Annotated in this window: 20 protein-coding genes; 7 read left to right on the top strand and 13 right to left on the bottom strand. The window is 72.4% G+C overall.

The genetic code is table 11. The features are described 5' to 3' along the window. Nucleotides 1-19 precede the first annotated feature (19 nt). Complete coding sequence (gene fxsA, locus AB0G17_RS04005; RefSeq protein ID WP_361375208.1) at nt 20-187, bottom strand: FxSxx-COOH cyclophane-containing RiPP peptide; 168 nt, start codon at nt 185-187, stop codon at nt 20-22. A 243-nt stretch (nt 188-430) separates the two neighbouring features. Between fxsA and AB0G17_RS04010 the strand changes: the two genes are divergently transcribed. Next, nucleotides 431-1336: a DUF4231 domain-containing protein gene (locus AB0G17_RS04010; RefSeq protein ID WP_361375210.1), complete on the top strand. Its 906-nt coding sequence runs from the start codon at nt 431-433 to the stop codon at nt 1334-1336. A 27-nt stretch (nt 1337-1363) separates the two neighbouring features. On the opposite strand, the gene AB0G17_RS04015 is transcribed toward AB0G17_RS04010, so the two are convergent. From AB0G17_RS04015 to AB0G17_RS04045, 7 genes are all read right to left on the bottom strand, one after another. After that, nucleotides 1364-1843: a hypothetical protein gene (locus AB0G17_RS04015; protein ID WP_361375212.1), complete on the bottom strand. Its 480-nt coding sequence runs from the start codon at nt 1841-1843 to the stop codon at nt 1364-1366. Nucleotides 1844-2002: 159 nt separating this feature from the next. After that, on the bottom strand, nt 2003-2908 hold the full coding sequence (locus tag AB0G17_RS04020; RefSeq protein WP_361375214.1) for a S1 family peptidase: 906 nt from the start codon (nt 2906-2908) through the stop codon (nt 2003-2005). Between the two features lie 197 nt (nt 2909-3105). After that, nucleotides 3106-3915 (bottom strand): DUF1684 domain-containing protein, encoded by an 810-nt coding sequence (locus AB0G17_RS04025; RefSeq protein ID WP_361375216.1) that lies wholly within the window; start codon nt 3913-3915, stop codon nt 3106-3108. 4 nt (nt 3916-3919) lie between these two features. Next, on the bottom strand, nt 3920-5263 hold the full coding sequence (locus AB0G17_RS04030) for an NtaA/DmoA family FMN-dependent monooxygenase (protein WP_361375218.1): 1344 nt from the start codon (nt 5261-5263) through the stop codon (nt 3920-3922). After that, nucleotides 5260-6288: an LLM class flavin-dependent oxidoreductase gene (locus tag AB0G17_RS04035; RefSeq protein WP_361375220.1), complete on the bottom strand. Its 1029-nt coding sequence runs from the start codon at nt 6286-6288 to the stop codon at nt 5260-5262. The genes AB0G17_RS04030 and AB0G17_RS04035 overlap by 4 nt, the downstream gene beginning before the upstream one ends. Before the next feature lie 68 nt (nt 6289-6356). Continuing rightward, entirely contained in the window at nt 6357-8165 is a 1809-nt protein-coding gene (locus AB0G17_RS04040) for an FAD/NAD(P)-binding protein (RefSeq protein ID WP_361375222.1), read from the bottom strand. 428 nt (nt 8166-8593) lie between these two features. Beyond that, nucleotides 8594-9820: a DUF5685 family protein gene (locus AB0G17_RS04045; protein WP_361375346.1), complete on the bottom strand. Its 1227-nt coding sequence runs from the start codon at nt 9818-9820 to the stop codon at nt 8594-8596. Between the two features lie 322 nt (nt 9821-10142). On the opposite strand from AB0G17_RS04045, the gene sepF reads away from it, so the two are divergent. Continuing rightward, nucleotides 10143-10577, top strand: coding sequence for a cell division protein SepF (gene sepF / locus AB0G17_RS04050; protein ID WP_361375224.1), 435 nt, complete (start codon nt 10143-10145; stop codon nt 10575-10577). 53 nt (nt 10578-10630) lie between these two features. On the opposite strand, the gene AB0G17_RS04055 is transcribed toward sepF, so the two are convergent. Next, on the bottom strand, nt 10631-11818 hold the full coding sequence (locus tag AB0G17_RS04055) for an acyl-CoA dehydrogenase family protein (protein WP_361375226.1): 1188 nt from the start codon (nt 11816-11818) through the stop codon (nt 10631-10633). Between the two features lie 121 nt (nt 11819-11939). Beyond that, complete coding sequence (locus AB0G17_RS04060; protein ID WP_361375228.1) at nt 11940-13598, bottom strand: MFS transporter; 1659 nt, start codon at nt 13596-13598, stop codon at nt 11940-11942. Between the two features lie 521 nt (nt 13599-14119). Here AB0G17_RS04060 and AB0G17_RS04065 point away from each other — a divergent pair. Then, complete coding sequence (locus tag AB0G17_RS04065) at nt 14120-15118, top strand: phosphatase PAP2 family protein (RefSeq protein WP_361375230.1); 999 nt, start codon at nt 14120-14122, stop codon at nt 15116-15118. A 139-nt stretch (nt 15119-15257) separates the two neighbouring features. Here the strand turns inward: AB0G17_RS04065 and AB0G17_RS04070 are convergent, their stop codons facing one another. Continuing rightward, nucleotides 15258-15473 (bottom strand): I78 family peptidase inhibitor, encoded by a 216-nt coding sequence (locus AB0G17_RS04070; RefSeq protein WP_361375232.1) that lies wholly within the window; start codon nt 15471-15473, stop codon nt 15258-15260. A 465-nt stretch (nt 15474-15938) separates the two neighbouring features. On the opposite strand from AB0G17_RS04070, the gene ctaD reads away from it, so the two are divergent. Beyond that, nucleotides 15939-17639, top strand: a complete 1701-nt coding sequence (gene ctaD, locus AB0G17_RS04075) for a cytochrome c oxidase subunit I (protein WP_361375348.1) — start codon at nt 15939-15941, stop codon at nt 17637-17639. Between the two features lie 6 nt (nt 17640-17645). Here the strand turns inward: ctaD and AB0G17_RS04080 are convergent, their stop codons facing one another. Further along, a complete protein-coding gene (locus AB0G17_RS04080) occupies nt 17646-18917 on the bottom strand; it encodes an ABC transporter substrate-binding protein (RefSeq protein ID WP_361375234.1) in 1272 nt (423 codons plus the stop codon). After that, nucleotides 18895-19413 carry a hypothetical protein gene (locus AB0G17_RS04085; protein ID WP_361375236.1) on the bottom strand — a complete coding sequence of 173 codons (519 nt, stop codon included), beginning with the start codon at nt 19411-19413 and terminating at the stop codon, nt 18895-18897. Before AB0G17_RS04085 ends, AB0G17_RS04080 begins: the two co-directional genes overlap by 23 nt. Nucleotides 19414-19520: 107 nt before the next feature. On the opposite strand from AB0G17_RS04085, the gene AB0G17_RS04090 reads away from it, so the two are divergent. The 3 genes from AB0G17_RS04090 to AB0G17_RS04100 are packed head-to-tail and all read left to right on the top strand — an operon-like array spanning nt 19521 to nt 23070. Continuing rightward, nucleotides 19521-19919, top strand: a complete 399-nt coding sequence (locus tag AB0G17_RS04090; protein WP_361375238.1) for a hypothetical protein — start codon at nt 19521-19523, stop codon at nt 19917-19919. Between the two features lie 2 nt (nt 19920-19921). Next, complete coding sequence (locus tag AB0G17_RS04095) at nt 19922-22414, top strand: ATP-binding cassette domain-containing protein (RefSeq protein WP_361375350.1); 2493 nt, start codon at nt 19922-19924, stop codon at nt 22412-22414. Beyond that, nucleotides 22411-23070 carry an ATP-binding cassette domain-containing protein gene (locus tag AB0G17_RS04100; RefSeq protein WP_361375240.1) on the top strand — a complete coding sequence of 220 codons (660 nt, stop codon included), beginning with the start codon at nt 22411-22413 and terminating at the stop codon, nt 23068-23070. The genes AB0G17_RS04095 and AB0G17_RS04100 overlap by 4 nt, the downstream gene beginning before the upstream one ends. Nucleotides 23071-23097 lie beyond the last annotated feature (27 nt).

Genomic DNA, 23097 nt, shown 5'->3' on the forward strand with positions numbered 1-23097 from the left:
TCTAGAGCTCTCCGACAGACTAGAGCGCCGAGTTGAAGGTCGACACCTGCACGGGGCGGCCGATTGAGGAGGGGAGCACGCGGTCGAGCTTCCGGGCGGCGTCGGCGCCACGGACGTCGATCTCGGCCAGGGGCACACGGCTCTTCTTCGCAGGGGCGAAGGAGAGGGAATTCACGGAGGTCTTCACGGCCGTCCTTGGTGGGTAATTCCTGCATGTGGACAGTGGTACCGACGACATGCACCGTTGCAGTGTCGGCGGCACGACTTTACTCTCTTGGCCACTGTTGGCAACTGAGCACGACCGCTCGCCGCGAACGCGTGACGCAGCATTGCCGGAAGGTGTACGGAACGGGTCGTTCCACCGAAAGAGTGATGACTAAAACCGCAGACAGGGGTGGATGTGACGGCGATTCCCGGTCCTCTGCAGAGCATGGTCTTCCGCAACGCCGACCTGCCGGGTCTCTTCCATCACGCGGACTCACTCGCGATAGGGCGCCAGCGGGCCGCGGTGAACAGCACGCGCTGGCAGTTGTGCCTGCTGGTGGCGGGGGCGGCGCTGGCGGCACTGCCGTGGAAGATGACGCTCGGTGGTGACTTCCAGCTGACCGGCGCGCTCAGCGCACTGGCGTACGCGGGGGTGCTCGCGGTGAGCTTCCGCGCCACCCGCGGGCACGCGAAATCGCATTGGCAACTGAACCGTTCGGCGGCCGAGTTCATCAAATCCATGTGCTGGCGCTATGCCGTGCACGGCGCTCCCTTCGATTCCCACGCACCCGATCCCGAAGGTCTGTTCACCCTCCGCCTGGAGGACGGGCTGCGGGAGTTGCACAAGGTCGGCTGGCGGGATCCGCGCGAGGACCCGGCATCGGGCCTGGCCGACGTCCCCCTCGTCACCGCGCCCATGCGGGAGTTACGGGCCAAGGCGTTCACCGTACGCAAGGAGACGTACGTACGGGACCGCCTGATAGAGCAGCGCAACTGGTACCGGCGCCGGCAGGAGGCCTCCAAGCGGGCCACCGCGCTGTGGACTTCGGCGATCACCCTGCTCACCGTTCTCGCGTTGCTCTTCGCGACGCTGCACATGTTCGGCGCGGCCCAGGGCGTCAAGGTCGCCGGGCTGCTCTCGGCGGCGGCGGCCGCGTGTCTGGCGTGGAGCGAGATCCGCCGCCACCAGCCGCTGATCTCGGCGCACTCCCTGGTGGAGCAGGACCTCAAGGAGATGCACGTGGCCATGGAGAACACGGTCAGCGAGCGGGAGTGGCCCGCGGCGGTCTACGAGACCGAGCGGGTCGTGTCGCCCCAGCACACCGACTGGCTGGCCCGGCTCCGCAGTTGATCACCAGTTGCCCGCCCCGGTGCGCCGCTACGGGCGGCGCACCCCGTCACGCCACACCACCGTGACCGTCTTGCCCAGGCTGCGGGCGTACTGGACGATGTCGCCCGTGCCGCCGAGCCCCCGCGCGGGCTGGCCGTCCCAGACGGCGACCAGACGGTCGCAGTTGTCCGCGATGTAGGCGCCGGCCGCGTAGTAGGCCTCGTCCGTGGCGTGCGGGAAGTCCATCCGGACCTCCTGGGTGGCCTGCCTCTTCAGCCCCTGGTAGCGGGCGAGTTCGGCGGCGTCGGCGAAGCCCGACTCGTAGTCGCCGCTGGGGATGACCACGGTCAGGGAGGCGCCGCACTCCAGGGCGATGGACGCGAAGAGCTGGTCGGCGCCGACCGCGAGGCTGGAGAGGGCCTCCAGCGAACCGTCGTGTCCGCACAGCAGACCGCGCAGACAGGTGCGGATCTCCCCCAGCGCCTCGGAGGGAATGTCTCGATGGCCGGTCACTCCGATGCGTTTCACTGACTCACCCCGTGTGTCCGGTCGCCTCTCCGCCGTGACCATCCTCCCAAAAAGGCGCATCGCGTCCAGTCCTGGCCGATGGACGGGCGCAGGGAACAAGCCCCCGCCCGATGGCCGGACGGGGGCTCGCCGCTGCCGGGGCAGCGAGGTGATCAGCCGTCAGAAGAGGCTGACGCCATAGGCGTTCATGGCCTCGACCACCGGCTGGAAGAAGGTCGTACCGCCGGAGGAGCAGTTGCCGCTGCCGCCGGAGGTGAGGCCGAGGGCGGTGGAGCCGGCGTAGAGCGGGCCGCCGGAGTCGCCGGGCTCGGCGCACACCGTCGTCTTGATCAGGCCGTACACGATGTCGCCGCCGCCGTAGTTGACGGTGGCGTTGAGCGCGGTGACCCGGCCGCTGTGGACGCCGGTGGTCGAGCCGCGCCGGGTGACCGTCTGGCCGACCGTGGGGTTGGCCGCGCTGCTGATGGGCTGGCTGCCCACCGCGCTGGGGTGGGAGAGCGAGGTGTTCGTGTACTGCACGAGGCCGTAGTCGTTGCCCGGGAAGCTGGTGCCGACCGTCGGGCCGATGCTCGTGGAGTGCGAGGAGCTCGTGTACCAGGGCGGCTTGCCCTCGGTGCAGTGACCGGCCGTCAGGAAGTAGTAGGTGCTGCCCTTCTTGACGTTGAAGCCGAGGGAACAGCGCCAGCTCGGCGCGTAGATGGCGTCGCCGCCGGAGAGCAGCTTGTTGAACTTGCCGGCGGTCCGCTCGACGCGTATGGCGGACGCGTTGGCGCCGGCCTGCCGCTTGATCTTGGCGATGTCGGCCTTGCTCACGGTGGAGTCGGCGGTCACGACCAGCGTGTGCGTGGCGGGGTCGACGTTCCAGGCGGTGCCCGCGACATCGGCGCCGAGTACGGCACTGCTCGCCGCCGAGAGCTGGGTGGCGCTGAACACCTGGGCCGGGGTGGCGTTTGCGGTGGGGACCGCGAGGGCGCCGGCGGCGAGGAGCCCGGCGGTGAGGGCGAATGCCTTCGTACGTCTCGCGAGACCGCTGTGGCGGGTGGGGGTGGTGCGCTTGATCCTCACTTCTGTTCCTCCCGAAGGGAATCGAGGGGCCCGAGTTGGGTGGGGGGACCCCGTGAGGCGCAGCCGGAGCTGACGGCAGCACTGTTGGGCGCCAGCCGTGCTCCTGACAAGCGCTTGGGAGGGAGTATTCGGCGGCCCGGCCGTCGGGCGCAAGGGCGCCTTTCGGCCGGGCCGTTGGGGGTTTCAGGTCCGGTGGATCAGTGGGTGAGGACGGTCCGCTCGCCCGCCTCCACCGCCACGTCGAGGGTGTTGCCCGGGGGCGGGAAGGGGCAGATGAAGTGCTCCGCGAAGGCGCACGGCGGCAGCAGTGCGCGGTTGAAGTCGACCGTGAGCCGTCCGTGCGCATCGGGTGCGCCGGGGCGCAGGAAACGGAACCGGAAGGTCGAATCCCCGCTGGTCGCATCGGCGAACACCGCCCAGAGCGCGCCGTCGTCCTCGACCGCCACCTGGAGGGTGTGTTCCCGGCCGTCGAGCGCGAACGCGAGCTCCCCGCCGAGGCCGAGTCCGCGCTCCACGCCGTCGGCGTTCGCCACCCGTACGGTCCGCGCCTCCTCGTACGGGCGGAAGGTGGCGGGCACCGCCCAGCGCGCCTGGTACGGCGTCGCCCCGATGCCCGCGAAGGCGCGCCGGCGCTCGGCCTCGGGGTCCCAGACCCGCACCGCCCACAACCCCTCGCGGCGCAGCACCACGAGCCGCCGCGCGCCCTGGGCCAGCCGGGACTCACCGACCGGGGTGTGGTCGGCGGTGAGGCGCACCTCGCCGCTGAAGGGTTCGCCGTCGAGCACGATCCCGTCCTGCGCCGCCGCCGTGAGCACCACCGCGTCGTCGTCTTCGCGCCACTCGCCCGGCACGGCCGGAATTCGCCCCTCCACCGCGTCGGCGAGCCAGTGGGTGCCGGTCAGCGCCAGCGGACCGTAGGGCGCCGCGACGGACTCGACGCGCCGTTCGTGCCAGTGCTTCCACTCCTGTGCCGCGTCCTGCGGATCTCTCACCGCGTCCGTGCTCATGTGTTCAACCCTTCCGTACGGGGGTGGGCAGCCCCAGATGCGAGCGCAGCGTCGGGCCGGAGTATTCCGTACGGAAGGCTCCGCGCTCCTGGAGCAGCGGCACCACGTGGTCGACGAAGTCATCGAGTCCGCCCGGCGTCAGATGCGGGACGAGGATGAAGCCGTCTGCGGCCTCGGCCGCCACGAACTCGGTGAGCTGAGCCGCGACCGAGGCCGCTGTCCCGATGAAGGACTGACGGGCGGTCGTCTCGATGACCGTCTGCCGGATGGAGAGGCCCTTGGCCTCGGACAGCGCCCGCCACCGGGCGGCGACCGCGAAGGGGTCCCCCACCTTCACCCGCCCCTTGACCAGCTCGGACTCCGGGTCCGGGTCGATCTCCGGGAGCGGCCCGTCCGGGTCGTACGCGGACAGGTCGCGGCCCCAGATCTGCTCCAGCGCGACGATCGCGTTCTGCGGGGAGACCTGGCGGCGCCGGATGTCGGCGGCCTTCTCCTGTGCCTCGGCGTCGGTGTCGCCCAGGACGAAGGTCACCCCCGGCATGATCTTCAGGTCCTCGGGGCGCCTGCCGTACTTGGCGAGCCGGGACTTCACATCGGCGTAGAACTCCCGCCCGGCCTCCAGGGTTCCGTGCCGCGTGAAGACGACGTCGGCGGCGGAGGCGGCGAACTCGCGGCCCTCGCCGGAGTCCCCGGCCTGGATGACGACCGGGTGGCCCTGCGGGGAGCGCGGGAGCGTGAACTCCCCGGATATGGAGAAGTGCTGCCCCTGGTGGGCAAAGGGACGCAGGGTGCCCTCCGGCGTCCAGGAATCCCACAACTCCCGGGCGGTGGCGACGAATTCGGCTGCCCGGGTGTACCGGTCGGCGTGGTCCAGATAGCCGCCGCGCCGGAAGTTCTCCCCGGTGAACGCGTCGGACGAGGTGACCACGTTCCAGGCGGCGCGCCCGGCGGAGAGGTGGTCGAGGGAGGACAGGCGCCGGGCGAGCTCGTACGGCTCGTTGAAGGTGGCGTTGACGGTGGCGGCGAGGCCCAGGTGCTCGGTGACGGCCGCGAGCGCGCCGAGCACGGTGAGCGACTCGGGGCGGCCGACCACGTCGAGGTCATGGATGCGTCCCTTGTGCTCACGCAGCCGCAGCCCCTCGGCGAGGAAGAAGAAGTCGAACCGGCCGCGCTCGGCGGTGCGAGCCAGATGGGTGAAGGAGGAGAAGTCGATCTGGCTCCCGATAGAGGGGCCGCGCGGAGCGCATCCTGCCGGGGTGGTGACCGGGCGACGGGAGGGCGGGTCGGCCCACACGGTGGTGTTGTTGACGCCCGGGAAGTGGGCGGCAAGGTGCATCTGCTTGGTCATGAGGCGCTCCCGGCCTGCGCGTACTGGTTGACGGCCCGGGCCAGGCCCAGGTGTTCGCGGAGTGTGGCGCCGGGATAGAAGCGGCGCAGTAAGCCCCGGTGCTGGAGCACCGGTACGGTCCCGTCGACGACCAGCGCCAGATCGCGCTCGGGGTCGGCCGGCCGCAGCAGGAAGCCCTCGGCGGCGCCCTGCTCGTACCAGTCGCCGATGAGCCCGGCGAGCCCGACCGCGTCGGCGGTGGTGTGCAGCTCGACCGGGAGCGAGACGAGCACCCGCAGCCGTTCGGGGTCGCGGCCGTGGGCGCGGGCCCGGTCGCGCAGCTCCTCGCGCAGTTCGCGGGCGGCGGCCGGGTCCTCGGCGCGCACCAGCGCCACGTCGGCGTGCCGGACGGCGGCCGCGCGCGGCTCGGGGGCGGTCGCGTCGATCACCGTGACGGGGTGGCCCTGGGGCGGCCGGGGCACGATGGCAGGGCCGCGCACCGAGAACGTACGGCCCTCGAAGTCGACGTGGTGCAGCTTGTCGCGGTCGATGAAGCGGCCGGTCGGCTCGTCGCGGATCTCGGCGCCGTCCTCCCAGCTGTCCCACAACTTGGCCGCCACGTCGGCGACTTCGCGTGCCTCGTGCCACAGGTCGGCGGCGGGCGCGGCGGGGCGGCGGCCGAAGAGCGCGGCCTCCGCCTCGGTGGTGGACACCTCGGGGCTCCAGCCGGCCCGGCCCCGGCTCACCCAGTCCAGGGTGGCCACGGCCGAGGAGACGTGGAAGGGCTCGGTGTGGGTGGTGGTCACCGTGGGCACGAGCCCGATCCGTTCGGTGGCGGGCGCGACCCGGGCGAGCACGGCGAGCGCGTCCGGGCCGGGCCGGGCGAAGGAGTCGCCGAGCGTGACGAAGTCCAGGGTGCCGCGCTCGGCGAGCCGGGCGAGGGCGGTGTAGTGGCGGGCGTCGTAGTGGGGCGGGCCGCCGATGTCGGCGGCGAGGTGGAGCGGCCGGGTGGGCGACGGTACGGCGGGAGTAGGGAAAGGGGGCATGTCGATGCTCCTTGCGAAGAGGGACGACGGAGAGGGGGGTGGTACGGGATGGGGTCCGCGGCGTCCGGTCAGGCGCTGAGCGGGCGACACGCGAGGTCGCGCAGGAAGCTCAGCGCGGCGCGCGCGCAGGCGTCGTTCTGCCGGAACGCGGGCCCCCCGGTGCGGGGCCGGGTGAACGCGCCGGACGCCCGCGCGGTGGTGTGCGGGCCGAGCGCGAAGCGGCGCGGATGCGGGCGCCCGTCGCGGTCCAGGACGCGCCCGTCGGCGGGGTCGACCGCGAGCAGCCCGCTCGCGGTCACGTCCGCGCCGTCCCGGTGGAGCGCGCGCAGCAGCGGGCTGCGGATGCGCTCCAGCGACGGCTCGGGCAGCCGCGCCTCGACCAGGGCGCGCGCCTCGGTCCACTCCCCCGGCACACTGGCGCCGCCCGCCCGGAAGACGCCCCTGTCCTCGTCGCGCTCCACGGTGATGCCCGCGCCGAGGAAGCGGACGACCCCGGCGTCGGAGAGCGCAAGCAACTGGCGCAGCCGGGGGCCGGGCGGACCGGAGGCGAGGTAGCTGAAGAACCCGTGCCACCAGCCACCCACGTCACCGAGCCGCGGGAGCTGCCCGTAGACCGAGAGCAGCCCGAGGAAGACCGCCAGGTCAGGGCTGTACGCATCGTCATGACGGCGCGTCAGATCCTGGGCGATGTAGGTGCGCAGCCCCTCCTGGAGGGCGCCGGACGACGCGAAGCGCACTCCGTCCAGGGGGTGGTCGAGGGCCGCCAGGTCGAGCCGGTCGGCCGGGTCGGGGACGGCGGCGGCGACCAGGGCGTGCAGCTCGGGGCTTCCCGCGCCGGCCGCCGCGTACCTCTCCTCGAAGGCGCTCCAGCTGACGGCCGTGCGCCCGGGGTGGGCGGCGAAGAGCCGGTGGTAGTGCGCGAAGCCGAGCTCCTTGTCGATGAGCGGCCACACGTCCCGCCGGAAGTCGGGGCGGCCCGGCCGCTTCAGCAGCTCGTCGACGGCGTCCGGCCCGAAGAAGCGCGGCAGCGGCGGCCGTTCGCCCTGCCAGGCGTAGCCGATCTTGGAGTGGTACGGGACCCCGCGCCGCGAGCCGACGTGGAGGACCGGCTCGCGGCCGGACGGGTGGTAGGTCCCGCTCTCGTCGTAGCGCCCGCCGCGCCCCTCGGTGAGCAGCACCATCAGGTCGACGAAGGCGAGTCCGAAGCCGCGCACGATCACCGGTTCGCCGGGGCGCAGGGCCGACAGGTCCTGGTCGGCGGTGAAGGCGGGCGGCAGGTGGACGAGCCCGTGGCGGGCCGCGAAGTCCGTCAACTCCCGCTGTTCGATGTCCGGTTCGGCGTCCAGATGACCGAGGGTGAGCACCACCAGATCGGCGGCCAGCGGCTCGGCGCGGCCGTCGAGCCACACCTGCTGGCGGCCCTCGCGCGGGCCGCCGATCCGCAGCACCCGGGTGCGGTGCTCGTGGACGGTGACGGCGGGGCCGAGCGCGGCCACCGCCTCCTCGTACACCCAGCGCAGATAGGCGCCCTGCGCCCGCCGGCTCGGGAAGGTCTGCCCGTCGATCCCGGCCCACTCGGCGAGGGTGGGCCCCGGACGTACCGGGCCCTCCTGCTCGACGGTCTCGTCGGTGAACATGGTGACGTCCTCGGCCATGGAGTTCATCCACAGCAGCGGCGACTGCTCCGCGCGCCAGATCCGGCCGCCGCCGGGCGGATGGGGGTCCACCACATGGATGTCCAGCGGCCGGCTCCCGTACAGGGCGGGAAGGCCGGCGGCGAGCCGCTCCAGGAATCCGGTCCCGCGCGGTCCGGCGCCGACGACGACCAGAACGGAGGGCTGTTGCGCAACGGGGAGGCGCGGGCGGGGCAGGGGCATGCGAAGGCTCCGTGGATGCCGGGATCGAACACGGTGATGCCTTCACGGGACACAGCGCGGACCAGCCCCTCAGCACGGTCCGTTCCCGAGGCTATGCGGTGCGTACGGCCGCCTGTCAAGGCTGTCCGCACTGTGAGCCGTACGTCTCACGGCAGTTGACGCGGATACGGATGCCTGTTCCACTTGGGCCATGCATCCGCAGCAGTGGCTGGTCACGCGCTCCCACATCGACTTCGGTCGAGTGTGGTCCTCGTCCTGTTGAGCCGATCCTCTGCACGGATTTCCCCCGGCGCCCGCGCGCGCCGCTCTCCCGCGCCTTCACACGGCTGACACCCGCGCACCCCTCCCCTCGCACCATCGCGTCATCGCGTCACCGATCTCACCCACCGAACAAAAGTGACCCTACGTACAGGCCTCATGACGGTACGTCAGCAGTCACATCCACAGTCGCAGCAGTCGCATCCATCACAGCAATCGCAGCCGTCACAGCACTTGCAGACATCACAGCAATCGCAGCAGTCGCAGTCACAGTCCCGGCAGAAGCCCTCGTGCTTCCTGCGCGACCAGGGGCCCTCGTACTCCTTGGCGCAGCACATCTGGCAGGTGCAGCAGAGCCCGGCGAACACACCGCACCCGGCGAGGAACCCGCGTGGGGCGGGCGGCCTCGGGCCCTCGCCCTGCGGCGGGGCGCCGTACGGGTTGCCGGGCACGGGGGCGTACGGGCCGCCGGGCGGCGGGCTGCCGTAGGGGCCGGGCTGGTGGGAGCCGTGAGCCGCGTGGCCGCCCCCGTGGGCGCAGCCCGCCGTCCCGAAGGACCGGTTCACGGACTGCTTCAGCTCATGCGCGAGCAGGACGTGCGCCAGCCTGCCGTCGACGAAGTCGACCTCGCGCAGGGCGAGCCGGATGCCGTGCACCGCGTCGTCGGCGAGCCGCCGCGCCTCGGCCAGGTCGGTGCCGGTCGCCGTGAGCGGGTTCCAGGCGCCCGACGCGGCGTCAGAAGCCTGGTCCTCCACGGCGTCCAGGAGGTGCGCGAGCCGCCCGAAGAGGCGGCCGGCCTCGGCCAGCGGCTCGGCGTTGTGCGGCCGCCCGGCGAGTACGGCCGTGTGCGCGAAGGCCGCGGCGGTGGCCGTCTCGGTCGGCTCGGTGACGGTGAGCAGGGAGGTCCCCGGCCCCGCGAGCGCCTCGATCGCGGTCTGCCGGTCGACCGCGTCGACCAGGACCGCCGTGTCGAACCCGAGGGAGGCGCCGGTGCGGGCGCCCGCCCGGTCCCAGCTCGCGGCGATCCGGCGGGCCGCGAGCGCCACTGGCCTGCGCTTCAACAGACCGTCCCGGTCGGCGACGTGGTCGCGGACCTTCGCCGAGGCCAGGACCAGCGAGACGGCCGCGGCGAGCCGGGCGCCCTCGCCCTGGGCGACCGGTGCCGTCCGCATCGCACGCAGCGGACAGGGTCCGGCGGTCCGCCTGCGCCCGGTGCCACTCTCGACCTGAGCCTCCGTCAGAACCGAGACGATCAGCCCGTCGTAGTTGGTCACGATCCGGGCGAGCTGGCCGTGGTCGGAGCGAAGTGCCAGGCAGAGGCCGCAGAGATGGGCCATCCACTCGGTTTTCAGGCCCTCGGTGAGCCGATGCGAACAGGGCCTGACGATTCCGAACACGACGCTCCCCCGGGTGCCGTGGGGCACCCCGCCCCACGCCTCGTTCAACAGTGCGGCAGGCATCGTATCGAGCCATCCGTTCACCCGTACGACCGCAGCATCACCCGTCTGGACGGAAGTTCATATTTTGTATCGGTTACCTGCCGCACAGCGGAAGAAAGCTGACGAATCGCCACATCTTCTGCACCAGTCCCGTCACGAATCCCCTGCACGGCGGCTATCCACTTGGCGCGGTATCCGCATCATGGACGACCATAGGGATACAGAACGCGAAAAGAAGCAAGAAGAAGCATGAAGAAGTCCGCTGTGAGAGGAGGCGTCCATGGGATCGGTGCGCAAGGCGAGTGCCTGGCTGGGACTTGTCGAGGACAACGACGACCGCTACTACGACGACGAGTACACCGAGGGAGCCGAGTCCGGCGAAGCCTGGGTGACGGACCCGCGGGTGCGGGTGGCCTCCGAGGCGGCCCAGGAGCAGGGCCGCCGGATCGCCACGGTCACGCCCGACGGGTTCCGTGACGCGCGCGGCATCGGCGAGCTCTTCCGCGAGGGCGTCCCGGTCATCGTGAACCTCACGTCCATGGAGCCCGGTGACGCCAAGCGCGTCGTGGACTTCGCGGCCGGCCTGACGTTCGGGCTGCGCGGCTCCATCGAGCGCGTGGCGACGAGGGTCTTCCTGCTGACCCCCGCCGACACCCAGATCGTCAGCGGCGAGGCCGCGGGCCGCGCCCCCGGCGGCTTCTTCAACCAGAGCTGAGCAGGGCGCTCACCGGATCACGGGATCACGGGATCAGATCACGGGATCACGGTTCACCGGAACGCATCCAGTCCGGTGAGCGCCTTGCCCAGCACCAGCTGGTGCATCTCCACGGTGCCCTCATAGGTGAGCACCGACTCCAGATTGGTGGCGTGCCGCATCACGGGGTACTCCAGCGAGATCCCGTTGGCCCCGAGGATCGTGCGCGAGGTGCGGCAGATCTCGATCGCTTCCCGCACGTTGTTGAGCTTTCCGAAACTGACCTGTTCCGGACGGAGCCTGCCCGCGTCCATGCGCAGCCCCAGATGGTGGGCGAGCAGGACGCCCTTGTGCAGCTCGACCGCCATGTCGGCGAGCTTGGCCTGGGTGAGCTGGAAGCCGCCGATGGGCCTGCCGAACTGCTCGCGGGTCTTCGCGTAGTCCACCGCGGCCTGGAACGAGGCGCGGGCCGCGCCCATCGCGCCCCAGACGATTCCGTACCGCGCGTGCGAGAGGCAGCTCAGCGGGCCCTTCAGCCCGGTGACCCCCGGCAGCAGCGCGTCGGCCGGCAGCCGCACGTCGTCCATGACCAGCTCGCTGGTGACCGAGGCCCGCAGCGACCACTTGTGCTTGATCTCGGGGGCCGAGAACCCGGGGGCGTCGGTGGGAACGGCGAAGCCGCGAATTCCCTCGTCGGTCTGCGCCCAGACCACCGCGACCCCGGCGACCGAGCCGTTGGTGATCCACATCTTGCGGCCGTTGAGCACCCAGTCGGTGCCGTCCCTCTTCGCGTACGTCCGCATCCCGGCCGGGTCGGAGCCGTGGTCGGGCTCGGTGAGGCCGAAGCAGCCGATGGTCTCGCCGGCCGCCATCGAGGGCAGCCAGCGCTCCTTCTGCTCCTCGGATCCGTACTTCCAGATCGCGTACATCGCGAGCGAGCCCTGGACCGAGACGAGCGAGCGGATGCCGGAGTCGGCGGCTTCCAGCTCCAGACAGGCCAGGCCGTACTGGACGGCGGTGGCGCCCGCGCAGCCATGGCCGGTGAGCGACATGCCGAGCGCGCCGATGCCGCCGAGCTCCCGCGCGAGCTCACGGACGGGCAGCTCGCCGCTCTCGTACCACTCGGCGATGTGCGGCAGGACCCGGTCGGCGGCCCAGGAGCGGACGGTGTCGCGGATCGCGAGGTCCTCGTCGCTCAGCAGGTCGTCGATGCCGAGGGGGTCGGCCGGGTCGAAGGGGGGCAGCTTGGCGGGTGCGGACATGAGGATGCCTCCGGCGTCCCTGAGAACCTGTGCGGCTCAGCTAAAACTAGCAGTGGTAGTTATTGCTGACCGCTGACGTTACGGCTCAGTGTGCCGCGCGTCCAGACCCCGCTGGACCGCCTCAGGGGCCGCCGGGCCCCGGTCCCGCCGCCTCGGTGGCCGGAACGCCCGCCGCCGCGGGCACCCTGACGTGGAGCTCGGTCCGCTGCTCGGGCAGGCCGGGCGCGGGCTCGGGGTGCTGCGCCCCGCACTCCATCACCCGGGGCAGCCGCAGCGCGGCCACCGCGCCCAGGATCAGCAGGCCCACACTGACCAGCAGCGTCACATGCAGACCGTGGACGAAGGAGTGCTGCGCGGCGCCGCGCAGGGCCGCGCCCGCCGGGCCGCCGAGGCGGTCCGCCATGTCATAGGCCTCGCCCAGCGAGTTGGCCGCGCCGGCCGAGGCCTCGCGCGGGACACCGGGGACCGAGGCGAGGCCGGGGGCGTAGGCCGCGTTCATGACGCTGCCGAGCAGGGCGATGCCCATGCCGGCGCCGAGCTGGTAGGAGGTCTCGCCTATGGCGGCGGCCCCGCCCGCGCAGTCGGCGGGCGCCTCGCTCAGCATCGATTCGTACGCCCCGAAGAGCGTCGTCTGGAGGCCGAAGCCGAGGACTATGAAAGCGCTGGTGAGCAGCAGCGGCCGGTCGTGCTGGCCCATCAGGACGAGCAGCAGCACGGCGGCGGCGGTCAGCGCGAAGCCGCACACGACCATCCTGCGCGGGCCGAACCGGCGCAGGGTGTGCGAGCCGGTGGCGCCCGCGGCCATCGCGGCGAAGGTGAGCGGCAGCAGCCGAAGGCCGGTTTCGAGCGGACTGAGCCCGAGGATCAGCTGGAGGTACTGGACGGCTATGAGCTCCAGGCCGACCAGCGCCAGCATGGCGAGGACGATGCACCCCACCGAGGTGGAGAAGGTGGGCCGGGCGAACATCCGCATGTCGACCAGCGGATGCCGGCGCCGCTTCTGGCGGCGTACGAAGAGCACGATCAGGGCTGTGCCCGCGCACAGCGGCGCCAGGGTGAAGACGTCGAGCGGCCCGTGGCCGGCGCCCAGCCGCTTCACGCCGAGGACCAGGGTGATCACTCCGGCGGCGGCCGTCAGCGCGCCGAGCACGTCCCACGGCCCGTCGGCGCGGCCCTTCGACTCGGGCAGCAGCTTGCGGCCCAGCGGAAGGATCACCGCCATCAGCGGGATGTTGATCAGGAAGACCGAGCCCCACCAGAAGTGCTGGACGAGGAAGCCGCCGAGCACCGGTCCGGTGGCGGCGCCTATCGCGGCGGTGGCGGTCCACACGCCGATGGCGGTGGCCCGTTCGCGACGGTCCGGGAAGACCGCGCGGAGGATGGAGAGCGTGGCGGGCATGATCATCGCGCCGCCGACGCCGAGCAGCGCCCGCGCCACGATCAGGAGCTCGGCCGACCCGGCCAGGGCCGCCACGGCGGAGGCCAGGCCGAAGATCCCGTAACCGAGCAGCAGCACCCGGCGGCGGCCGACGCGGTCGCCGAGGGTGCCGAAGAGGATCAGGAGGGCGGCGCAGACCAGCGGGTAGGCGTCCACGATCCACAGCAGCGCGGTCGCGCTGGGGCGCAGGTCCTCGGTGACCGAGGGGACGGCGACGTGCAGGACGGTCGCGTCGAGCGCGACGAGCAGCAGACTCACACAGAGGACGACGAGGACGACCCAGCGGTTGGCACCGCCGGCGGTGGCACGCGGGCGTGCGGCATCCGTCATCGTTCCTGCCATGTGTGTACCTCCTGTACGGCGGCCCCTGCCGGGGTCCCGGGACGCACCGGCCTCGCGGTGACGCGTCGTCCCCGCTCTCGGCGGACCCTGGACCTGTGCGGTCTTGTGGGCCCGGCATCGACGAGCGAGTGATTCGTCAGCGTACGCGAGTTCCGGCCATCGGCACGTGGTACACCTCTCACCCCCTTGGGCGCACCCTGTGGCGTACGCCACATCGAACTGAGTGCCGAGCCGTCACCCCGGGGGATTAATGATCTTGGCACCCCGTGTCGGTGAATCTTGGCACCCGGTGCCAGGCCCGATGACTGAACGATGAATTCCGCCCCGCTTCCCGGAAAAACCGTTCAGCGGATTCAAAGTGCGTTCCCGGCCGGTCCGCGACGGAATAGATTCCACGGTCATCCACACATTCCGCAGGCCCGGGAATAAACCGTGACGTGAGACATACTCCACATCACATCGTCATCACAAACGCGCCGGATCGGCCTGGGCCGTCACTCACTCGCTGTAACGTCGATTGGGTGCGTACCGACCGAATCTTCGCCCGTCTGGACCGGGAGCCCGAGCCGCCGAAGATAGCGATCCCGCGGATGAGCCGTCACCGCGTGATCCTCTTCAGCGCGACGATGGCGTTCTACGTCGCCATCGTCGTCGCCGTGCTCGCCTCGTCCTGGCTCGTCGAGCTGGACTGGAAGGTCATGCTGTTCCGGCCGTACGAGCAGTGGCCGCAGCTGCACGCCTTCCTCGACTACTTCGTGGTCCTGGGCCAGCGCGGCCCCACGGCGGTGATGGTCGCGGCCTGGCTGGGCTGGCGCTCCTGGCGGCAGCACACCCTGCGCCCGCTGCTCGCGCTCGGCGCCTCGCTGCTGCTCCTGAACATCACGGTCGGCGCGGTCAAGCTCGGCCTCGGCCGTCTCGGCCCGCACTACGCGACGCAGATCGGCTCGGCCGAACTGTTCGCGGGCGGCGACATATTCCCCTCCGGCCACACCGCCAACGCGGTCGTGACCTGGGGCATCCTCGCCTATCTGGCCACCACCCCGCGGGCCCGGCGCTGGCTGTCGGTGATCTCCGCGGTGGTCGCCCTGGGCGTCGGCGCCACCACCGTCTACCTCGGTACGCACTGGGTGAGCGACGTGCTCCTCGGCTGGGCGGCCGGGCTGCTCATCCTGCTGGCCCTGCCCTGGTGCGAGCCGCTGATCGCCCGCGCCGAGGCCCTCGTCTTCGCACTGCGGGCCAAGTGGCGCGCACGCGGAACTGCCGCTCCGGCACTGCCCGTTCCGGCCGGCGCGCTGCCCGGCGTCTTCGCCCAGCGCACCGCGAGCGAGAACGACGCGCCCGTGCGCGAGCCGGTGGGCGCGGCCAGTGGCGGGCGCACCGGCCCGACCCGCGGCCCCGCCCGGCCGCCGCACGCCGGTCCGCGCCCCGAGCGCCCCCCGGTGCCCCCGGCGGCCAGCAGGCGCCCGCAGCACCCCGAGCGCGCCCCGCGCCCGGCACCCGCCCGCCCCCTCGGCGGCTGACGCCCGCGAAGCAGCGGGGAACGGTACGCACAACCACCCCCGCGGCACGAAGGCCCCGGCAGGCTCCACTGGAGCTTCCGGGGCCTTCGTCGTTCCGTAGGAGATCGCCAGGCGTCGTACGGTCGTACGGGAGAGCGGCTCAGCCGCGCCAGCAGCGGATCACCTTGCCGTCGGCCACCTCGAAGTTCAGCCGCCCTTCCAGGTACTCCATCGTGATGATCGAGCCGGGAGCGAGCGATCTGACCGTGGTCCAGCCACGCGCGCGTGCCAGCCGCTCGGCGGCCTCACCGGCCAGGCCCACATAGGCCTCGGGAGAGTCGTCGGGCTGTGCGGAGGGTGCTGGTATGGGTGCCATGTCAGCCACCGTAGGCGCCCCGGGGCGGTGACGGAAGCCGGGCCCCTGCCCTGCCGCTGTCCGCACCACGTCCCCCGCCTGTCACACTTGTGTCACAGGATCATGAGCGGGGTTTACCTCGAACGTGGTCACTCGTACGGGGAGTTCCGGTCAGCCCGCCCGGAAATCGCCCAGCCTCCGGCGGGCCGTTCGGCCCCATTACCGAATTTCCCGGAGAGCGCCCCCGAAACCGCCGCCCGAATTTCTCCCCAGGCCCCCCGCGTGGGAAATTGACGGACCATGGGGAATTCACGGCATCCTTACACGATCCGCACCGACGGCGGATCCCCTTCGCCGTCGGCTGCGTCCGGCGCGTTGGCTCGTATGCGCCTATCCCGGTCGTGTACGCACCCTGTCGGACCGGGTACCAGCGCGAGCATCATGGCTACCGGCCTGATGCCTGACACACCTGAGTGGGGGGCGGCGATGGGTACGGAGACGGCGACCGCGGAAGCGGGACCGGCGGAGGCCCGGCAGTCGGGCCGGGTGATCGTGGACTGGCTGACCACCACGGACCACAAGAAGATCGGGCACCTCTACCTGATCACGTCGTTCGCCTTCTTCCTGATCGCCGGGCTGATGGCCATGTTCATGCGGGCCGAGCTGGCCCGCCCCGGGCTCCAGATCATGTCGAACAACACGTTCAACCAGATGTTCACCCTGCACGGCACGATCATGCTGCTGCTCTTCGCCACCCCCACCTTCGCGGGCTTCGCCAACGAGATCATGCCGCTCCAGATCGGCGCCCCCGACGTGGCGTTCCCCCGGCTCAACATGCTGGCGTACTGGCTGTTCCTCTTCGGCGGGCTCATCGTCCTCGGCTCACTGCTGGTGCCCGGGGGCCCCGCGGCCTTCGGCTGGTTCGCCTACGCGCCGCTCAACTCGATGACCCGCTCCCCCGGTGTCGGCGCCGACCTGTGGATCATGGGGCTGGCGCTCTCCGGGTTCGGGACGATCCTGGGCGCGGTGAACTTCCTGACCACCATCATCGGGATGCGCGCGCCCGGGATGACGATGTTCCGGATGCCGGTCTTCACCTGGAACGTGCTATTCACCTCGATCCTGGTGCTGCTCGCGTTCCCGGTGCTCGCGGCGGCGCTGCTCGTCCTGGAGGCGGACCGCAGGTTCGGATCGGTGGTCTTCGAGCCGCAGTGGGGAGGCGCGCTGCTGTGGCAGCACCTCTTCTGGTTCTTCGGCCATCCCGAGGTCTACATCATCGCGCTGCCGTTCTTCGGCATCATCACGGAGATCATCCCGGTCTTCGCGCGCAAGCCGATCTTCGGCTACCTCACACTGGTCGGCGCCACCATGGCCATCACCGGCCTGTCGATCGTGGTGTGGGCGCACCACATGTTCGCCACCGGCGCGGTGCTGCTGCCGTTCTTCTCCTTCATGTCGTTCCTGATCGCGGTGCCGACCGGGGTGAAGTTCTTCAACTGGTCGGGCACGATGCTGCGCGGCTCGCTCAGCTTCGAGACGCCGATGCTCTGGGCCGTGGGCTTCCTCATCAGCTTCCTGTTCGGCGGCCTCACCGGCGTCATCCTCGCCTCGCCGCCCCTCGACTTCCACGTCACCGACTCGTACTTCGTGGTCGCCCACTTCCACTACGTCGTCTTCGGCACGGTCGTCTTCGCCACCTTCGGGGGCTTCTACTTCTGGTGGCCGAAGTTCACCGGAAAGATGCTCGACGAACGGCTGGGGAAGATCCACTTCTGGACGCTCTTCGTCGGCTTCCACACCACGTTCCTGGTCCAGCACTGGCTGGGCGCCGAGGGCATGCCGCGCCGGTACGCGGACTACCTGGCCGCCGACGGCTTCACCGCCCTCAACACGGTGTCCTCCATCGGCGCCTTCCTGCTCGGCATGTCGACGCTCCCGTTCCTCTACAACGTCTGGAAGACGGCGAAGTACGGGACGAAGGTGGAGGTCGACGACCCCTGGGGCTTCGGGCGCTCCCTCGAATGGGCGACCTCCTGCCCGCCGCCGCGCCACAACTTCACCACGATCCCCCGGATCCGCACCGAGTCGCCCGCCTTCGACCTGCACCACCCCGAGTTCGCGCCGTTCCGCGACGACCTGGCGCGGGGCCGGCAGAAGGAGACGGCACCGGTCCTGGAGAAGGAGTGAGGACCCTCAGGGCCGGTAGGCCAGCTGCGGCACGGTGAAGCAGTTGGCGGTCATCTCGCCCTGGGTCACCCACCCCTCGCCGTCCCGCCAGCGGGCCACCGACAGACAGCTGCGGCGCTCCTTCGGCGGCCGGGCCAGGTGCTCGTACGACACCGGGAGCAGCAGCCCGTGCGCGGTGTACGGCTCGGGCCGGTTCATGAACTTCTCCACGCACGCGCGCGTGAGTGCGGCCGCCGGGCAGGACCGGGCGGCGTCGGTGAACCACATCGCCGCCGCCCACCCCTCCAGCTGCCACTGCGAGAGCGGCGCGCTCTTCACCGCCGCCCGGAACGCCCGTACCTCCGGCTGGTCCTTCTCCTCGTAGTTGCGCGAAGAGCCGGTCACCCACAGGGCGTTGCGGCAGCCCGGGGCGTCCCGGTAGTCGTCGGGCACCGCCGCGTTCCAGTTCTGCACCTGGGTGACCTTGGCGGTGACCTTCACCCCGAGCGCGTCCATCGCCTCGCACAGCTGCACATTGCCGTGCGTGTCCAGCGCGTCGAAGACGAGATCGGCGCCCCGGGCCTTCAGATCGGCGGCGACCGCGCGGAAGTTCGGCAGCACGAAGTCGACCTGCTCGCCGACCACGTCGTACCCCTCGGCCTTCAGCCCGGCGGTCACCAGACGGGCGTACGCGGCGGACGCGGCCTGGTTGTAGGAGACGACGGCGGCCGTGCGGGCGCCCTGCTCGCGCTTGAAGTAGCGGTAGACCTCGGTGCCGCCGTAGAGGCTGCCGCCCCAGCCGGGCGTGCCGTCGCGCGGGGCCTCGCTGCCGTAGATCCCGTACAGGTGCGGATAGGTGTCGTAGGCCGCGCCGATGGACTGGCCACCGATGTCGGGGACGCCCGCGGCGGAGACCTCGGGGGCGCCCGCGTAGTCGAGCGCGGTGGTGGCGACCAGCGCGAACACCTTCCGCTCGGTCACCAGCCGGTGCACGCACTCGGTGTTGCCGACCCCGCTGCCCCCGTCGTCGCAGGTGAGCACCTCCACCTTGCGGCCGCCGAGCCCGCCTTGGGCGTTGAGGGCGTCGAAGTAGGCGCGGGCGCCGTCGCGCGGCCCGGTGAACGCGGCGCCGCCGACCGGGCTGGTCTCGCTCGCGATGATGCCGATCCGGAGCGGCTCGGCCGCCGGCGCGGTCGGCCGGTCCTCGAAGTCCCGCTCGGGCAGCCGGCTGCCGCAGCCGGCGCCCAGCACGAGCAGCGCCGTCAGCAGCAGGCCTTCAGCAGCCCGGCGCGGCCGCATTGCCGCTCAGGCGGACGAGGGCGCACAGCGTCCGGACGGAGACCTTCCATGTCTGGTCCTGGTACACGGCGGTGCCCTTGGCGCCGGGGAGCGCCGGACTGCCGCCGACCAGCAGGTCGTACGTCACGGCCGCCTCGGTGGGCGAGGTGAAGTCGACGGCGGTGACCTGCGCGGAGGACTGCGCCGCGTTCTTGTCGTCGCCGAACGCGGCGAGCAGCGGCCGCAGCGCCTCGCCGTTCTCCAGCACCTTCACCTTGGCGTCGGTGGACGCCCGGGGGTCGAAGAACGTCGTCCAGTTCTTCGTGATCTGGGCCTTCGCGGCCGCCGGGTCGGCCGGCCGGTCCGGGGCCGGGGAGTTGGCGGGCGCGGTCGCGGTGGGAGAGGGCGACTTCCCGGCGCCGCCGCCGCTGTCCGAGCACGCCGCGGCGGCCGGACACAGCACGAGCACCGCCGCGGCCGCCCAGGCCGCGGGCCGAACACGTGTGCCGGGACTCATCTGGCTCACCACCAAGACTGGATGCTTCCAGCGTCTGCCGCTTCAGGGCATAGTGCAAGGAATCGCCTTCGACCACCAGACGGGCGGACACCGGACATGGGCACCTGATGCGGACTTCCCGGCTGCTGTGGGCGGGCCTGGCTGCCGCCGCCTGCGGCGCGGTCCTCTGCGTCGCGGGCTGGTACGGCGTCTCCGGCGAGCGCTTCGCCGCCCGCCAGATCCCCTACCTCGCCTCCTGTACGGTCCCGGGCGCGGCCCTGATCGTGGCGGGGGCGGTGCTGCTGGCGCGGACGGCCGATGCGGAAGCAGCTGTTCGGGTGAACGGGACCGGGCAGGAGACCCCGCCCGCCGACGAGCCCGGACCTCCCTCCTCCGACGGCCCCTTGCTCCGCGTCCCCGGCGGCACCCTCGCCCACCGCCCCGACTGCCCGCTGGTGGCCGGGCGGCCCGACGCGCGCCCGGCGGGCGGGGCGCCGCTGGAGCCCTGCCCCGTGTGCGAGCCCTGACCGTGACGGGCCTGACGTACGACCTGACCCTCGCGGGACTCACGGTCGGCAGCGCCGCGGCCCTCACCGGCATGGGCCTCGTCGTCACCTACCGGGCCACCGGCGTGCTCAATCTGGCGCACGGCGCGATCGCGATGGTCTGCGCCTACGTACTGCGCCAGCTGGTGGTCGAGTGGCACTGGCCGCTCGCCGCGGCCGCCGCCGTCACCCTGCTCGTGGTGGCCCCGGGCCTGGGCGTGCTGCTGGACGTCCTGTTCTTCCGCCCGCTGTCCCTCCAGGGCAACGACCCGGCCCGCACGCTGGTCGCCTCGATCGGCGTGTTCGTGCTGCTCGTCGGGGGCGCCGCACTGATCTGGGGCCCGGGTGCGCGGGCCGACGCCCCGGCCCTGGTGACCGGCGAGCCCTGGGGCCAGCTGGCCGTGGTGGCGGCCCTCGCCGCCCTGGTGGGCGCGGTGACCCGGTGGACGCGGTTCGGTGGCGAGGTGCGGGCGGTCGTCGACAACCGCGAACTGGCCGCGCTCGGCGGCATCGACACCGACCGGGTGGCCTCGGTCGGCTGGGCGTTCGGCGCCTTCACCGCCGGTCTCACCGGCGTGCTGCTGGCGCCTTACGTACGCCTCGACCCGTACGGGCTGCCCCTGCTCGTCGTCGAGGTGATCGCGGTCGCGGTGATCGCCAGGATGCGCAGTGTGGTGATCGCGGTCTGCGCCGCGCTGCTGATCGGGGTGGCGCAGGCGCAGTTGACCCGGCTCCATCCGTCCGGGCGCGCCGAACCGCTGGTCCAGGCCGTGGGGGCGAACCTGTTCGTGGTGGCGCTGCTGGTCGCCGCGCTGGTGCTGCCGGGGGTCGGGACGCGGGACGCGCTGTCGCGCACGACGGTCGCCGCCGTGCGGATGTCGCCCGCCGCCTGGCTGGTGGCGGGCGTCCTGTTCCTGCTGCCGCTCGGCTTCGCGGGCTCCGATCTGCACACCTCCGTGCAGGTCCCGGCCCTGGCGATCGTGCTGCTCTCGCTGGTCGTGGTGAGCGGCCGGGGCGGCCAGATCTCGCTCGGCCAGACGGCGTACGCGGGTCTGGGCGCCCTGTTCACCGGGTGGCTCTCGCGGTCGGTGCCGGAGCTGGTCGCGCTGCTCCTCGCGGTGCTCCTGGTCGCCCCCCTCGGGCTGCTCACCGGCCGACCCGCGATCCGCCGCCACGGCCTGGCCCTCGCCCTGGCCACGCTCGCGGTGGCCGTGGCCACCAGCCGCTTCGTCTTCGCCCAGCCGTACGCGACCTCGGGCCTCACCCTGACCCGCCCGGCGGGCCTGGGCGACGACCGCGCGTACTACACCGTCGAACTCGCCCTGCTCGCCTGCGCGTTGCTGGCCGTGGCCGCCCTGCGCCGGGGCCGCACCGGGCGCGCTCTCGCGGCGATGCGCGACCACGAGGAGGGCGCGCGGGCGGCGGGCGTGCCCGTCCCCGCGCTCAAACTCCTCGCGTTCGTCACCGGCGCCGCCCTCGCCGCACTCGGCGGCGGGCTGCTCTCGATGGGGCTGCGCACCTTCGACCCGGGCGCGTACGACCCGGTGCGCGGTCTGCTCTGGTTCGCGGCGGTGGTGGTGCTCGGCGCCGACAACCTGCTCGGCGCCCCGGCCGCGGCCGCCCTGCTGGTCGGTCTGGACGCGGGCACCCGGGGCGGGGTGGCGGCCGCCGCGGTCGGTCTGCTCGCCCTGCTCATCGGCCGCTTCCCGCGGGCGCACGAGCTGCTCTCCGGCCGGCGCAGCCCGCCGAAGGCGCCACCGGCCCCGGCACGGAAGGCGCTCGCGCTCCCGCACGCACTCCCCGCCGCCCCGGCGCCCGCCCCCGAACTCGCCGCGCACGGGGTGCGGATGTCGTACGGCTCGTACACCGTCCTCGCGGGCGTCGACCTGACCGTGCCGCCGGGCCGGGTCACCGCGCTGATCGGCGGCAACGGCGCCGGGAAGACCACGCTGTTCCACTGCCTGTGCGGCACCCTGCGTCCGGACGCCGGGCGGGTCGCGTTCGGCGGGGCCGACATCACCCGCCGCCCGGCCCACGCCCGTACCCGGCTCGGCATCGCGCGGACCTTCCAGCGGATCGCGGTGTTCCCTTCGCTGACGGTGGAGGAGAACGTACGGATCGGGGCCGAGCAGGGCCGGGTGCGCGACCCGGCGGCGGTGGAGCAGGCGCTGCGGCTGATGGGCCTGGCGGGCGGGGTGCGGCGGCTGCCCGCCGCCGGGCTGCCCACCGGCACGCTGCGCCGCGTCGAGCTCGGCCGGGCGCTGGCGGGCCGCCCGCACACGCTCCTCCTCGACGAGCCGGCCGCCGGACTCGACACCATCGAGGCCGGTGAACTGGCCCGCGTGCTGCGGGCGCTGGCCGCCGACGGCATGGCCGTACTCGTCGTCGAGCACGATCTCGACCTGGTCGCGGACATCGCGGACACGGTCCATGTGATGCGGGCCGGGCTGCTCGTCGACCAGGGGCCCGTGCGATGAGCGTGGAGATCGAGCTGCGAGCCGCGCGGGTGCGGTACGGCCCGCTGGAGGCGCTGCACGGCGTCGACCTGGCCGTGCCCGCCCGCGCCCTGACCGTCCTGCTCGGCCGCAACGGCTCCGGCCGCACGACCGTGCTGCGCGCGCTGTCGGGGACGGTGGCGCTGACGGCCGGGCGGGTGGTGTGGCGCGGTGAGGACGTCACCCGGCTTCCGGTGCACCACCGCGCGCGGCGCGGCCTGTGCCTCGTGCCGGACGTACGGGCGGTGCACGCCGGGCTGACCGTCGCCGAGAACCTCCGGCTCGCCGCACCGGGCGGGGACTTCACGGCCGCGCTCGACGGCTATCCGGCGCTGCGCCCGCTGTTGGCCCGACGGGCCGGCACCCTGTCGGGCGGCGAGCAGCGGATGCTCGCGGTGTCGCGCGCGCTGGTCGGCGGCGCCCGGCTCGTCCTGCTCGACGAGCCGGCCCAGGGCATGGCCCCCGAGGCGGCCGAGCGCACCTACGACCTGCTGGCCCAGCTCGCGCGCGAGCGGGCGGTGGTGGTCGCGGAGCAGCGGCTGCCGCCCGGCCGCCCGGCGATCGTGCACCGGCTGCGGCGCGGGAACGTGGTCTTCAGCGGCGAGAGCGCGGAGTTCGACGGCCTGGGCCCGGAGTGAACGGACGCGCGCGCCCCACCCGGTCGC

It is taken from the genome of Streptomyces sp. NPDC023838 (assembly GCF_040639555.1).
Taxonomy (GTDB): Bacteria; Actinomycetota; Actinomycetes; order Streptomycetales; family Streptomycetaceae; genus Streptomyces.